Source organism: Weissella confusa, from assembly GCA_041871065.1.
Classification (GTDB): Bacteria; Bacillota; Bacilli; order Lactobacillales; family Lactobacillaceae; genus Weissella; species Weissella confusa_A.
This window is the reverse complement of sequence record CP168942.1, coordinates 1,113,303-1,127,020: the sequence shown is the minus strand read 5'-3', so window position 1 is coordinate 1,127,020 and position 13,718 is coordinate 1,113,303. Positions and strand designations below refer to the sequence as shown.

The window sequence follows — 13,718 nt, the reverse complement described above, 5'->3', positions numbered from 1 at the left end:
CGCATGACAATTAATCATACAAAAGACTCAACCCGTTATCCTGATTTGCGTGGGAAAACAGCGGTTGTAACTGGTAGTTCTTCTGGTATTGGTGAAGCGATTGCACGTCACATGGGATCTGAAGCGATGAACGTGGTGATTAACTATATCAACGCTGACGAAAAGGTGATTGATGGTTTGATTTATCTGATTGAACAATCAGGCGGACGCGCAGTGGGGATTCGCGCTGATGTCGGTACAGAAGCCGGCGTGCAAGCGATTTACGACAAGGCGATTGAAGCCTTTGGCGATATCGATGTTTGGGTTAACAATGCTGGCTTTGAAATTCAATCAGCGACGCACGAAACATCTTATGAAGATTGGCAACGTGTCCTTCACGTTGACTTGGATGGTGTCTTTTTGGGAACCAAGATTGCGGTGCAGCACTTCTTGAAGCACAACAAAAAGGGAAACATTCTAAACACCTCATCAATCCACGACATTATTCCTTGGCCTACATATGCTTCATACGCAACGGCCAAGGCTGGTGTCTTGATGTTTACGAAGACAACGGCGCTTGAGTATGCTGAACGTGGCATTCGTATCAACGCCATTTCACCAGGGGCTTTGGAAACGCCAATTAACGCACAACGTTTTGCTGATCCAGCGGTTCGTGCCGACACAGAGGGCATGATCCCAATGAAGAAGGTCGGTGACCCAGTTGATGTCGCTAACGCAGCTGTGTGGCTGATTTCTAACGAAGCCTCATACATTACAGGTACGACATTGTATATCGACGGTGGAATCACGCTTTACAACGAGTTCCAAGGCGGTCGCGGTTAAATATTGGTACTATCAGACATGTTCAATTTGGACATGTCTTTTTTTAATGACTGGCATACTGTAATTTGTGATATGATTTACATATTAAGCTTTTAGGACTGGGGGCAATTCGTATGGCAGAAAACATTATGCCAGAACGTCTAATTGAAAAAGTGCGACTACGTGACTTCGCAATTTTTACAGTTGGAACGGCTATGTATGCGTGGGGGCTGGTTAACGTGAATATTCCCAATCACCTGGCCGAAGGTGGTGTAACAGGTATTACGTTGATCTTTAAAGCGTTGCTAAATATTAATCCTGCGTTATCAACGCTATTTTTGAACATTCCATTGCTCTTAATCGGATTGCGTATGCTCGGAAAGCGCGCATTGATTTACACGTTATACGGGATTTTCAGTCTGTCATTTTGGTTGTGGCTATGGCAACTAATACCATTCGATTTAGACTTGCAGCATGATTTGCTGATTTCGGCTTTGCTAGCAGGATTGTTTGGGGGATTAGGTTCGGGGTTAATTTATCGCTATGGTGGGACAACTGGTGGAACGGACGTCATTGCCCGTATCTTAGAACAGAAGTTAAACATCCCCATGGGACGCACGCTATTCGCACTGGATGTCGTGGTTTTGACGGCTTCATTGGTTTACATTGACGTCGTTCAAATGATGTACACCGTTATCGCAGCCTTCGTGTTTGCACAAATGGTTAACTTCACCCAAAAGGGATCTTATGCAGCTCGTGCATTTTTAATCTTCACATCAAAGCCGGAAGAGATTTCGCATGCGATTATGCAAGATTTGGAACGTGGAACGTCGTTGCTTCACGCTGAAGGTGGCTTTACGCACAATGAACAACGCGTTGTCTACGCAGTAGTGGATCCGTCAGAAATGAACGTCGTGCGAAAGATTATTGATGATATTGATCCACGTGCATTCGTGACAGTCATGGATACACAAGAAACATTAGGTGAGGGATTCTCGTTCGCTCGTCCGAAGAAATCATTCTTTAAGTTTTAAAATAAAAGCTGGTATTAACGATTTAACGACGTTAATACCAGCTTTTTTAATTTACTTTTGTGGCTAAAATGCCTATATAACGCGGTTTCACAGCGCACACCCAAAATAATTAGCACTCTAACAAAGAGAGTGCTAGAAAATGCTTGCAATGGCTTTGTAATAGTTGTACAATTAGATTACAAGGTTGAGGGATGGCCGTGGGGGCCTCCCCATTACAACCGAGTTTAACAATTGAATATTGGGGGATTGTAAATAAAATGGCAAACTTTAATGATTTTAACAACATGGATGATATCTTTAACCAAATGATGGGACGCATGGGTGGTTTCAACTCAGAGAATTCTCGTTATTTGATCAACGGGCGTGAGGTAACGCCTGAAGAATTCGCAGAATACCGTCGTACTGGTCAACTACCTAACAGTGCTAACCAAGACTTACCAGAAGTCGAGCCAAACGGACAAGCACCAAAGAAGGATGGCATTCTAGCAAAGCTTGGCCGTAACTTGACGCAAGAGGCCCGTGAAGGTTTGTTGGATCCAGTTATCGGTCGTAACAAGGAAATTCAAGAAACGGCTGAAATCTTGAGCCGTCGTACCAAGAACAACCCAGTCCTTGTTGGAGACGCTGGAGTTGGTAAGACTGCGGTTGTTGAAGGGTTGGCACAAGCAATTGTTGCTGGTGATGTGCCTGCTTCAATTCGCAACAAGGAAGTTATCTCAATTGATCTTTCAAGCATCGAGGCTGGTACACAATACCGTGGTTCATTCGAAGAGAACGTGCAAAACTTGATTAAGGAAGTCAAGGAAGCCGGTAACGTGATTATCTTCTTCGATGAGATTCACCAAATCCTAGGTACAGGTGCGATGGGTGGTGATTCAGGTTCAAAGGGCTTGGCTGATATTTTGAAGCCGGCTTTGAGTCGTGGGGAGTTCACCGTTATCGGTGCAACGACACAAGATGAGTACCGTAACACGATTTTGAAGAACGCTGCTTTGGCACGTCGTTTCAACGAAGTCACAGTTAACGCACCTTCACCAGAGGATGCTTTCAACATCTTGCTTGGTTTGCGTGACTTGTATGTCCAACACCACAACGTTGAATTGCCTGACAATGTTTTGAAGGCAGCGGTTGATTACTCAATTCAATACATTCCACAACGTTCTTTGCCTGATAAGGCCATCGACTTGTTGGATATGACGGCTGCTCACTTGGCTGCTAAGAACCCCGTCACTGACGTGGTGTCATTGGAAGAGCAAATCAAGCGTGAACGTGAAGCACAACAACTAGCTGCTGATAAGGAAGATTACGAGTCAGCTGCACAACACAAGGTTAAGATTGACGAATTGCAAAAGCAAATCGACGACGCTGGTGAAGCTAAGAAGGTAACGGCTACGGTTAACGACGTGGCTGAGTCAGTTGAGCGTTTGACTGGTGTGCCGGTTGCACAAATGGGTGCTTCAGACATTGAACGTTTGAAGGGTATTAACGAGCGTTTGCGCGGTAAGGTTATCGGTCAAGACGATGCCGTTGAAGCCGTATCACGTGCTATCCGTCGTAACCGTGCCGGCTTTGATGAAGGAAACCGTCCAATTGGTAGCTTCTTGTTCGTTGGACCTACTGGAACAGGTAAGACTGAGTTGGCAAAGCAATTGGCTTTGGATATGTTTGGTTCAAAGGATCACGTTATCCGTTTGGACATGTCAGAGTACTCAGATTTGACGGCTGTTTCTAAGTTGATTGGTGCAACTGCTGGATACGTTGGATACGATGACAACAGCAACACGTTGACTGAGCGTGTTCGTCGCCAACCATATGCTATCGTCTTGCTAGACGAGATTGAAAAGGCGAACCCACAAGTTTTGACGTTGTTGTTGCAAGTGATGGATGACGGTCGCTTGACTGACGGACAAGGAAACACGGTTAACTTCAAGAACACCGTTGTGATCGCCACATCAAACGCCGGCTTTGGAAACGAAGCTTTGATGGGTGACGATGCCAAGGATAAGGAATTGATGGAGAAGTTGGCACCATACTTCCGTCCAGAATTCTTGAACCGTTTCAACGCTATTGTAGAGTTCTCACACTTGACGAAGGAAGATTTGAACCAAATTGTCGACTTGATGTTGAATGATGTTAACGATACATTGGCCAAGAAGGATATTGTCTTGACGGTTACGCCTGAAGCCAAGGCTTGGTTGATTGACGAAGGTTACGATGAGGCCATGGGAGCACGTCCATTGCGTCGTGTCATCGAACAACAAATTCGTGACAATGTGACCGACTTCTACTTGGATCACTTGGATGCTAAGAACTTGCAAGCTGACCTCGTTGACAACAAGATTGTTATTTCAGAATTGTAAAAAATTAAGTCACTAAAAGGGCCTGTAGACAGCTGTCTACAGGCCCTTAATTTTTACCGGCGTTTAAAATGGGTGTAAACTTTATTATGTAAGAATATTGAGATAGGGTGGATAACATGTTAGAGAAACAAGTATTTAGCAAGCTTTTATCTAAAGCTTTTGATGTACCCGTTATGGTGACGTATTGGGATGGCAAGTCTGAAAACTATGGTGCCGGTTTGCCAAAGATTCACATCAAGTTAAACGAGAAACCAAACATGAAGTCCTTAGCTAAGATGCCAACATTGACACTCGCTGAGGCGTACATGAATCGCGGCATTGAAATCGAAGGTAGCATTCAAGAATTGATTGCTTCCGCTTACCGCCAATCTGGTAGTTTTTTGACCGATCAAAGCGGGTTCAAGGGCACATTGACGAAGATGCTCCACGGCCACGATAAGAACGAATCTAAAGAAGACATTCACAGTCACTATGATATCGGTAACGACTTCTATAAGGAGTGGTTGGACCCGTCAATGACTTATTCTGCGGCATACTGGCCAAAGGATGATATGACATTGGAAGAGGCTCAGATGGCCAAGGTTCACCATATCTTAGACAAGTTGCACAGTGAACCAGGTAAGAAGCTATTGGATATCGGTTCTGGCTGGGGAACTTTGATTATCACAGCCGCCCAAGAATACGGCCTTGAAACATACGGGGTAACGTTGTCAGAAGAACAATACGCCTTTACGAACCAACGTATTCAAGAACTAGGCCTACAAGATAAGGTCCATGTCATGTTACGCGATTACCGTGATGTGGATATGACTTTTGATTACATCACCTCAGTTGGGATGTTCGAGCACGTCGGTAAGGAAAACCTCGGTGAGTACTTTAAGGATGTCGCTAACTATCTCGTACCAAATGGTCGTGCGTTGATTCACGGCATTACTGGCCAGCACTACGGCGCCGGTGTCGATCCATTTATTCAAAAGTACATCTTCCCAGGTGGTTACATTCCAAACATCGCTGAGAATGTGACGCACATTATGGAAGCTGGTATGCAACTGGACGATATCGAACCATTACGTCGTCACTACCAAAAGACGTTGGAAACTTGGACTGAGAATTACCACGCGGTTTACGATGAAACGGTTGCAAATCGTGGTGAAGCCTTTGCGCGCGCTTGGGATTTGTATCTCCAAGGTAGTGCAGCTTCATTTGAATCAGGTAACATTGATGTGATTCAATTCCTGATGACAAAGGGGGCAGCCGGTCAAGGCTTGCCAATGAGTCGCGCCTACATGACAGCTCGTGAAAATTAAATCATCATCAGCGCTTGCCATAATTTTGTGGCAGGCGCTTTTTTACAGTTGTGTAACGAAAACGCTTTCTTAAAACCATTTCGTTTCGCTTACCTTTCGTAACCTTTATGCTAGTCAAGCGAGAGATCGAAAAGGCGACCGCAGACGCCAAATTAGAGACACAAGGTGAGTGAAAAATTATGAAGTTTATTAAAGGATTAGCCAGTGTTGTATTGGCAACGCTAGTTTTAGCCAATGCAACCATCGCTAACGCAGCCACATGGGCATACAGCAATCTAAACGCATCAGACACAGTTGTCGCGTATTCAGCCGATTATCCCGCGCAAACTGCAGCAGCAGCGTATTGGAACAGCCTTGCGGGAACAACAGTTGTTGCCGTAACGAATAATCAAGCTGACGCAACCGTCACGATTGAAAAGAAGGATACCCCAGCTGGTGACGCTGATCCAAACGTAGCGCTAACGTACGCGCCAAATGGGATTACTGATATTTATCCATCACGTGTGGCGACGCAAGGGGTTGATTTGCAAACGGTCATTACCCACGAACTAGGTCACTCGTTGGGCTTGGATCACGATGCCGGATCAACGTTGATGGCTCCGGCTGGTGGTCAATTAGGTGGTCAAGCACATGATTATCAGGCTTTGAAGGCTGACTTGGCGAGCCATGGCCGTTAATTGGATAATCCCGCCTACGAGGCAACTAAGACAGCATCGGTGTCATCTAGCCAAACAAGCCCCGCTTCGTCTGAGACATCAGTTAGTGAAAAGAGTTCGTCAACTGAAACGACGTCTGCTTCCGAACAAAAACAACCTGAGACGACGGCCACAGAAGTCGCTGAAACGGCTGCCAGTCAAATTGCAGGATCAGCAACTGTCACGCGTGATGCAACTTCCGTCAAGCCATCCGCAGCTACCGTCAGTGTCGAATCATTGCCTGAACCAACGAAAACAAGTAATCAAGGCGGTCGTTTGAAGCAAGAAGTGAAGGTGGTTCTTCACAAAGTTTCAAGCGCCTTAGCAACAAAGTAATGGCATTTTCTTATAAGACTCCCTGATAACAAACTCGGGGAGTTTTTTACATTGACTTTTCAGTTTGTTAACAAAAACGCTTACATAAAACTATTGGCTTTAACTTACAAAACGTAAGGCGTAATTTAGATTGTGAGTTATAAAACAGTAGGGATATGAATCATGAATTTTTCAAAGGGACTGCTTGGTGTGGCAGTTGCTGCTACACTGCTAGCAGACACACCATCAGCTCATGCGGTTACATGGGCAACCAGTAATTTAAACAGTAGCAACATGGTTGTGGCTTATTCGCCAGACTACCCAAACCAGGTAGCCAACGCAGCGACATACTGGAACAATCTAGCTGGGACTACCGTGGTTGGTGTCACAAGTGACCCCAGTGCCGCTTCAGTTACAATCAAGTATGTCCCTGTGCCAGACGGTGACAACACGCCTAATTTGGCGTTGACCTTTGCACCAACTGGTGAAACGGACATTTATCAGCAACGTATCACTGAGCAAGGATCTGATTTGCAGACGGTGATTACGCACGAGTTAGGCCACTCATTGGGGTTGGATCATGATCCAGCTTCAACATTGATGGCGCCGTCAAATGGTCGCTTAGGTGGTCAGGCTCACGATTATGAAGCACTAAAGGCCGATTTAGCTAGTCATGGCCGTGAAATTGATAATCCGGCATTTGATGCGCCACAAACAAGCCAAGCCGCCAGTTCAACGGCAGCTGCAAGTAATGCTGCAAGTGCATCATCAGTCAGCCAACCCGAATCAAGCGTCGCATCATCAGCAGCTGAGTCATCACAAACAACGACAAGTCGAACAGCTCGTGCGACTCGTGACGATGCAAGTACGCAATCGCAACAACTTGCAACAATCGAGACGACGCCAGATCAACCAAAGACATTTGATGCCAAGATGTCAACGGTGGCACATAACACAACCAAGCGCATTGTCGAAGGCGCCATGATTGTTGTTGGTGCCGTGGCTGGTCTCTTTACAGCAATGGCCCGTTATTCACGTACACATATCGATTAAGCTAGATATCAGACTTTCCATTTGTACAAGTGGGAAGTCTTTTTCTTTTGCCGATATATTAGTCAATCCGCATTTGTATACTTGTGTAGTGTAAGTATAGTAAGCGACAACAAGTACAGGAGGGACGCATGTTTTTAGCGATTAGAGAGATTAAAAAAGAAAAACTACGGTACGGGTTAATTCTGACGGTCGTCGTCTTAATCAGTTATCTGATTTTTATTTTAAGTGCCTTGGCACTCGGACTAGCAACAGCCAACACCGCTGCGGTGGACAGCTGGCAGTCTAAGTCATTTGTGATGACCAAGGATGCTAACGGTAATGCGGGACAGTCATTGCTCACAACGAAACAGGTGAGTCAATTAAGCAACCGTAAAACCGCGACGCTGGGCATTACACCGGTGATTATGAAAATTGACGGCAAGCGTGAATCAGCCCAATTCGTGGGGATGAATAATGATGAGTACATCGCCAAAGAATTGCAACTCACAAAGGGGCACTTACCAAAGGCAGCCAATGAAGTGGTAGTTGCTGACTCAGTTAATAAGGATAATTTTGGTATTGGGGACAAGGTTTCAATCGGCCTAGCTGACACGAAATATAAAATTGTGGGTTATGTCAAAAATGCCACGTATAACACAGCACCTGTTATTTATGGTGAGTTAGCGGAGTGGCGTGCCATTAAGGGCGTTTCAGATCAATTCCAAGGTAGCGTGGTTGCCTCAAAAACGTCTCAATCGGTCGACGATAACACCCTGAGGACGTATTCATATCAGGCCTTTATCAATAAACTGCCAGGTTATACGCCACAAAAAGCGACGTTTGGGCTAATGATTGGTTTCCTGATTGTCATTTCGTTGATTGTGATTACCATCTTCCTCTATATTTTAACGGTTCAAAAATTGCCTAACTTGGCTGTTCTACGTGCCCAAGGAATTCCAAATCGTTTCTTGGCCCAAAATACGTTGTTTGAAACGTTCTTTATTATGGCGACTGGCATCATCGTCGGTGCTGTATTGTCAGCATTAACAGAATTTGGCATTCCGGATAGTGTCCCAATGGCATTTGATTGGGGATTAATGGGACTTATTGCAGCCGGATTGATGGTAACCGGACTACTAGGTGCGATTATTCCAATTCGTGTGATTAGCAAGATTGATCCCGTATCAGTGATTGGAGGTTAGGACAATGCGTGAAGAAAAACTATCACTTGAACATGTCACCAAACAATTTGGTCAGAAAACCAATTTAGTCACAGCATTAGAAGACGTCAGTTTATCATTTAAAGCCGGCCAGGTGTCACTCATCATTGGACCCTCAGGTTCCGGTAAAAGTACCTTGCTGACGATTTTAGGTGGCTTACAGACACCGACAGAAGGTTCAGTTCGATTGAACGGACGCGATATTAGTGATTTAAGTACCAAAGAAGCTGAAAGAACACGGTTGGAACAAATTGGCTTTGTCTTACAGGCATATAATCTCGTACCATATTTAACAGTCGCGGACCAATTTAAGTTGGTTAAGCAAGTGAAACCCGACAACAACCTTAGCGCAGCTGATTTTGACAAAATCATCGATACGCTGGGCATCCAAAAACTCTTAAACAAATACCCCGGTGAACTATCCGGTGGCCAACAGCAACGAGTAGCCATTGCTCGTGCGTTATATACCAACCCGGCAATCGTTTTAGCCGACGAGCCAACCGCCGCATTAGATACGGCTCGTGTCAAAGAAGTTGGGCAGCTCTTTGCCAACATTGCGCATGATGAACAAAAAGCAGTCGTCATTGTCACGCACGATGACCGACTTCGTGAATTTGCCGATAATGTCTACAAAATTGTCGACGGAAAACTATCTAATACGGACTGATTAGCACACTTTCTAACACCTTTTGGGTATACTGGAATAGTTAAACAGAATTAAAGTAAGGGAGGACCTCGTATGTTGAGGAATCCTTGGTTAAAAATTGTGCTAGCCATTGGGTTTGAAGATGGCTGGGTCGTCGGTCTAAAACACGCTAACCAATGGTGGGAATGGGGGCTAACCCTCATTGCCTTAGGGTTATCATTCCTTTTGTTCATGACAGCTGTCGACAAATTGCCCGTTGGCACTGTGTATGCCGTATTCGTTGGGCTTGGTTCCGCTGCAACTGTTTTGACGGGATGGTTGGTATTTGGTGACAAGTTAGACTTACCGGAACTACTATTCTTAGCTATCTTATTAGGTGGTGTGATTGGTCTTAAGTTGATAACGGAGGAACGCACATAATGGCATGGGTATTTCTTGTTCTCGCCGGCTTAATGGAAGTTTCTGGCGTTATCATGATTAATGAATGGCAACGACGTAAAGCTTGGTGGGCTGCCGCTGGTATGGCCATTGGTGGTGCATTAAGTATCGGTCTGCTTGGGCTCGCTTTACGCCAGATTCCGATGGGAACTGGTTACGCAATCTGGACAGGTATCGGTTCTGCCGGTGGTACAATCGTCGGCATGTATTTATATAAAGAATCAAAAGATTGGAAGCGCATCTTATTTATCACGATGATTATCGTCGGTGCGGTTGGCCTAAAGCTAACCACAGGTAAAGGATAGCGACAGGAAGAGGGGCAGCCCTCTTATTTTGTAGTTGCTCATTTACGTCATAACCGTTACGATTAGAGAATAGAAAAGATTTTGCTGAGTATCGATTTACTGGGGAGTAACGACTTTAGCAATTAATAGGGAATAATGTATGCGAACACGAGATGAGAATAAGATTCAAGCTTTAGAAAACGCAACGTTTGATTTAGTGGAAGAATCAGGTATTGCGAATTTAAGCATTAATAAACTAGCGAAACGCGCCGGTGTATCGGTTGCGACTACCTATATTTATTATGAAAACAAGGCCGATTTATTGGGCCAACTATTTGGCAAGGTCCAAGACAATTTAATCACACAATTACCAATGCCAGATCAGACGCTGACACCACAGGATCAGTTTGCAACTTTGATGCGTGATTATGCAGCTAATTTCGAGAAGCACCCGAAGCAAGTTGCTTTCATGGCAACAATGGTTGCTAATCCAGAATTTTTGCCAGATGAGATGCAGGGTGAAGGATCATTGCTCAGTCCAGCCATGTTGACTGTTATTAAGCAAGCGTACCAACAACAACTGCTAACGACAGCCAATGTTGATATCATCGTGGCACAAGCTTTACAGCCGATGCAATGGCTCATGCAGTCACGCCTACGCAATAATCTTAGCGTTAGTGAAGATGAACTTAATACACTTATTCAGCTCGCAACCCGTGCGCTGTTTAAGTAAATGAGACACCTCAGATAGATTATCTGGGGTGTCTTTTTGCGTCATTTGCCAAAAACTTCTAAAGAACAAGCAGATAATATGCATTTTACTTACAATTTAGATACAATGGATGTGTCCCGTAGGTGAGAGACACGGGACACCGAAAATCGCATATACACCCTTTAGGAGGCAAGATCATGGCAAACTACGATTACGATGTGCTGTATATTGGATCAGGACACGGAACGTTTGATGGTGCAATTCCATTGGGAGCGAAAGGGAAGAAGGTTGGTGTTGTTGAACAAGACTTGGTCGGGGGAACCTGCCCAAATCGTGGTTGCAACGCGAAGATTGTCTTAGATTCACCAGTTGCAATGCAACGTCACTTGGAAGAAGTGCACGGTATTGTAAATGGCGAGACGACAATTGATTGGGCGGAAAACCAAGCCCACAAGCATGACGTGATTGATGGCTTGCCAGCCTTCATTCAAGGTTTGATGGATTCAACAAATGTTGATGTTCTATTTGGTCGCGGTACGTTGGCTGATGCCCACACTGTGATGGTAAACGGTGAAGCGAAGACTGCGGATAAGATTGTTATCTCTACTGGGCTTCGTCCACACCGTTTGACGATTCCTGGTTCAGACTTGGCGCACGACTCAGAAGACTTTTTGAATTTGGCGGACATGCCTGAACGACTAACAATTATTGGTGGTGGTTACATCGCCATGGAATTCGCCACAATGGCAAATGCAGCCGGTGCAGATGTTACGGTTATTTTGCGTGGTAAGCAAGCTTTGAAGGCTTATCACCAACCATTCGTTGAACAAATCATCGCTGATTTGGAAAAGCACGGCGTGACCTTTATTCGTGAAACAGCCGTTGAAGCCATTGTGCAAGGGGCTGAAGGTTTGGTCGTTCGTGGCCAAGACTTGAACATCGAGACTGATTGGGTCCTTGATGCAACTGGGCGTGTACCAAACGTCGAAAACCTTGGTTTGGAAGAAGTGGGCGTTGATTACACGCCAGCCGGTATCACGGTAGATAATTACTTGCGTACGTCAGTGCCAAATATCTATGCGTCTGGGGATGTGATTGATAAGGTGCAACCAAAGCTAACACCAACGGCTGTCTTTGAGTCGCTGTACTTGATGCACACATTTGCGGGTGAAACGACCGATCCGATTGTTTATCCAGCAATCCCATCAGTTGTCTTCACGTCACCACGTTTGGCTCAGGTAGGTGTCACAGTTGCCGAAGCGGAAGCCAACCCTGAGTTGTACACAATCGAGACAAACCACATCCCTGATGATTGGTATCGTCAAGTTGACAAGGAAACGATTGGCGACAACGTCTTAATCTTCGACAAGGCCCACAAGCTTGTCGGGGCAACTGAAGTGTCAAACAAGGCCGATGATGTGATTAATACCTTGTTGCCAGCCATTGAATTTAAGTTTGGCCCCGCTGAAATTGAGAGAATGGTTTACCTATTCCCATCAATTTCATCATCTGCATGGGGTCAATTGTAATAGTGCAAGTCAAAACACGAGATCTGGTGTCAGGTCTCGTGTTTTCATATTTTCGACATACTTTTCCCGTAAACTATCAATAATTAACGCGTTTAGGAGTGACTCATGACAAAACCAGTTAAAATCGGAACGTTCATTATTTTGGTGAACTTTCTAATCTATATCGGGCTTGGTTTGCCAGATGCCATCATGGGGAGTGCTTGGCCGGCTGTCCGCCAAACATACCATGTGAATGTTGATTATGTCGGATATCTAACGATGATCAGTCTGGCGTTTTCATTTATTTCGACGTTGCTCTATCCAAAGCTTGCTAAAGCAATGACGATGGCATCAATTATGCTTATGAGCATGGGCTTTGTCATGATTGGTATTCTCCTGTTACTTTGGGGAAAGGCCACAATCCTGCTTATTTTGGCGTCTGTGGCGTTAGGCTTAGGACAAGGGGCAATTGATATTGCGGTTAACGACTATGCCGCCAAGCACTTCACAAGTGGTTTGATGAGCATTTTGCATGGTATGTACGGTGTTGGCGTTACGCTGAGTTCACTAATCCTTGCCATCAGTTTGTTATTCCCAACTGGCTGGCGCATCGGTGTCCTAATCATTGGCGTCTTGCAATTGTTGATTATGATGTTTGTTTATCAAACCCGACGAGAATTCGCCGAAAAAGACAATGGTGTCGATACAGTGACAGAGACTAGCGGTAAATTACGCGGGGCTGACTGGTTACTACCAATCTTCTATTTCTTCTATTCAGTTGAACTAGTTGTTGGTAAGTACTTGTCTAGTTATGCCGTGGATCGCTTGAAACTCTCAGAATCATTAGCAGCGAATGCCGCAACGTTATTTTGGGCAGGATTGATGGTCGGTCGTTTCCTAACCGGATTAACAACGAAATGGTTCTCAAACAAGCAATTGATTTTAGGTCACATCGTGCTGACATTTGGTGGGATGGGGCTACTATTTGTACCGAATACAGCAGTGCTACTGTTCTCTAGTTTCGCGATTGGATTGGGACTCTCAGCGCTCTACCCATTGATGATGATGGTTCCGTATGAACGCCACGATGATCAAACGGCCAAGTTGATGGTTAGTCGCAACCTAGCGTTTTGCCAAGCCGGTATGGTGGTATTACCACTAATCACTGGTTGGGTTTATCAAGCAGCAGGGGCAACAACCATGCCGGTAATCGGGTTCGCATTGGTTGCAGTTATGCTCGGACTAACTGTGAAAATCCTAAAATAATAACAAAAAAGACCTCGGAACAACTATTCCGAGGTCTTTTTAATAGGTGATGTGACATGCACTAGTTTAGTAAAAGTGTTCTGCATGTTCGTTTGCGCAC

Annotated in this window: 14 protein-coding genes; all 14 read left to right on the top strand. The window is 45.0% G+C overall.

Going from position 1 to position 13,718, the window contains the following annotated elements:
• Positions 1 to 3 precede the first annotated feature (3 nt).
• The 14 genes from ACAW68_05220 (at position 4) to ACAW68_05155 (ending at position 13,618) form a co-directional block, all read left to right on the top strand.
• Entirely contained in the window at positions 4 to 822 is an 819-nt protein-coding gene (locus tag ACAW68_05220; protein ID XGA16960.1) for a glucose 1-dehydrogenase, read from the top strand.
• Positions 823 to 950: 128 nt separating this feature from the next.
• Positions 951 to 1,835: a YitT family protein gene (locus ACAW68_05215; protein XGA17005.1), complete on the top strand. Its 885-nt coding sequence runs from the start codon at positions 951 to 953 to the stop codon at positions 1,833 to 1,835.
• 257 nt (positions 1,836 to 2,092) lie between these two features.
• The gene (locus ACAW68_05210; protein XGA16959.1) at positions 2,093 to 4,195 is read left to right on the top strand and encodes an AAA family ATPase; all 2,103 of its coding nucleotides are present in this window, start codon (positions 2,093 to 2,095) and stop codon (positions 4,193 to 4,195) included.
• A 116-nt stretch (positions 4,196 to 4,311) separates the two neighbouring features.
• Positions 4,312 to 5,502 carry a class I SAM-dependent methyltransferase gene (locus tag ACAW68_05205; protein XGA16958.1) on the top strand — a complete coding sequence of 397 codons (1,191 nt, stop codon included), beginning with the start codon at positions 4,312 to 4,314 and terminating at the stop codon, positions 5,500 to 5,502.
• A 179-nt stretch (positions 5,503 to 5,681) separates the two neighbouring features.
• On the top strand, positions 5,682 to 6,179 hold the full coding sequence (locus ACAW68_05200; GenBank protein XGA16957.1) for a matrixin family metalloprotease: 498 nt from the start codon (positions 5,682 to 5,684) through the stop codon (positions 6,177 to 6,179).
• Complete coding sequence (locus tag ACAW68_05195) at positions 6,180 to 6,533, top strand: hypothetical protein (GenBank protein ID XGA16956.1); 354 nt, start codon at positions 6,180 to 6,182, stop codon at positions 6,531 to 6,533.
• 162 nt (positions 6,534 to 6,695) lie between these two features.
• On the top strand, positions 6,696 to 7,565 hold the full coding sequence (locus ACAW68_05190; GenBank protein ID XGA16955.1) for a matrixin family metalloprotease: 870 nt from the start codon (positions 6,696 to 6,698) through the stop codon (positions 7,563 to 7,565).
• A gap of 128 nt (positions 7,566 to 7,693) precedes the next feature.
• Positions 7,694 to 8,746 carry an ABC transporter permease gene (locus tag ACAW68_05185; protein ID XGA16954.1) on the top strand — a complete coding sequence of 351 codons (1,053 nt, stop codon included), beginning with the start codon at positions 7,694 to 7,696 and terminating at the stop codon, positions 8,744 to 8,746.
• A 4-nt stretch (positions 8,747 to 8,750) separates the two neighbouring features.
• Entirely contained in the window at positions 8,751 to 9,431 is a 681-nt protein-coding gene (locus ACAW68_05180) for an ABC transporter ATP-binding protein (protein ID XGA16953.1), read from the top strand.
• A gap of 72 nt (positions 9,432 to 9,503) precedes the next feature.
• Positions 9,504 to 9,830, top strand: a complete 327-nt coding sequence (locus ACAW68_05175; protein XGA16952.1) for a multidrug efflux SMR transporter — start codon at positions 9,504 to 9,506, stop codon at positions 9,828 to 9,830.
• On the top strand, positions 9,830 to 10,153 hold the full coding sequence (locus ACAW68_05170) for a multidrug efflux SMR transporter (GenBank protein XGA16951.1): 324 nt from the start codon (positions 9,830 to 9,832) through the stop codon (positions 10,151 to 10,153). The genes ACAW68_05175 and ACAW68_05170 overlap by 1 nt, the downstream gene beginning before the upstream one ends.
• A gap of 139 nt (positions 10,154 to 10,292) precedes the next feature.
• On the top strand, positions 10,293 to 10,865 hold the full coding sequence (locus tag ACAW68_05165; GenBank protein XGA16950.1) for a TetR/AcrR family transcriptional regulator: 573 nt from the start codon (positions 10,293 to 10,295) through the stop codon (positions 10,863 to 10,865).
• Positions 10,866 to 11,041: 176 nt separating this feature from the next.
• Positions 11,042 to 12,373 (top strand): NAD(P)/FAD-dependent oxidoreductase, encoded by a 1,332-nt coding sequence (locus ACAW68_05160; GenBank protein XGA16949.1) that lies wholly within the window; start codon positions 11,042 to 11,044, stop codon positions 12,371 to 12,373.
• A gap of 105 nt (positions 12,374 to 12,478) precedes the next feature.
• Positions 12,479 to 13,618: a sugar MFS transporter gene (locus tag ACAW68_05155; GenBank protein ID XGA16948.1), complete on the top strand. Its 1,140-nt coding sequence runs from the start codon at positions 12,479 to 12,481 to the stop codon at positions 13,616 to 13,618.
• Positions 13,619 to 13,718 lie beyond the last annotated feature (100 nt).

Bases quoted from the DNA above. Each gene is read 5' to 3' on its own strand.
- ACAW68_05175 (XGA16952.1), top strand. From the start codon at position 9,504: ATGTTGAGGAATCCTTGGTTAAAAATTGTGCTAGCCATTGGGTTTGAA.
- ACAW68_05200 (XGA16957.1), top strand. From the start codon at position 5,682: ATGAAGTTTATTAAAGGATTAGCCAGTGTTGTATTGGCAACGCTAGTT.
- ACAW68_05210 (XGA16959.1), top strand. From the start codon at position 2,093: ATGGCAAACTTTAATGATTTTAACAACATGGATGATATCTTTAACCAA.
- ACAW68_05155 (XGA16948.1), top strand. From the start codon at position 12,479: ATGACAAAACCAGTTAAAATCGGAACGTTCATTATTTTGGTGAACTTT.
- ACAW68_05215 (XGA17005.1), top strand. From the start codon at position 951: ATGCCAGAACGTCTAATTGAAAAAGTGCGACTACGTGACTTCGCAATT.
- ACAW68_05205 (XGA16958.1), top strand. From the start codon at position 4,312: ATGTTAGAGAAACAAGTATTTAGCAAGCTTTTATCTAAAGCTTTTGAT.
- ACAW68_05190 (XGA16955.1), top strand. From the start codon at position 6,696: ATGAATTTTTCAAAGGGACTGCTTGGTGTGGCAGTTGCTGCTACACTG.
- ACAW68_05160 (XGA16949.1), top strand. From the start codon at position 11,042: ATGGCAAACTACGATTACGATGTGCTGTATATTGGATCAGGACACGGA.
- ACAW68_05165 (XGA16950.1), top strand. From the start codon at position 10,293: ATGCGAACACGAGATGAGAATAAGATTCAAGCTTTAGAAAACGCAACG.
- ACAW68_05180 (XGA16953.1), top strand. From the start codon at position 8,751: ATGCGTGAAGAAAAACTATCACTTGAACATGTCACCAAACAATTTGGT.
- ACAW68_05170 (XGA16951.1), top strand. From the start codon at position 9,830: ATGGCATGGGTATTTCTTGTTCTCGCCGGCTTAATGGAAGTTTCTGGC.
- ACAW68_05185 (XGA16954.1), top strand. From the start codon at position 7,694: ATGTTTTTAGCGATTAGAGAGATTAAAAAAGAAAAACTACGGTACGGG.
- ACAW68_05220 (XGA16960.1), top strand. From the start codon at position 4: ATGACAATTAATCATACAAAAGACTCAACCCGTTATCCTGATTTGCGT.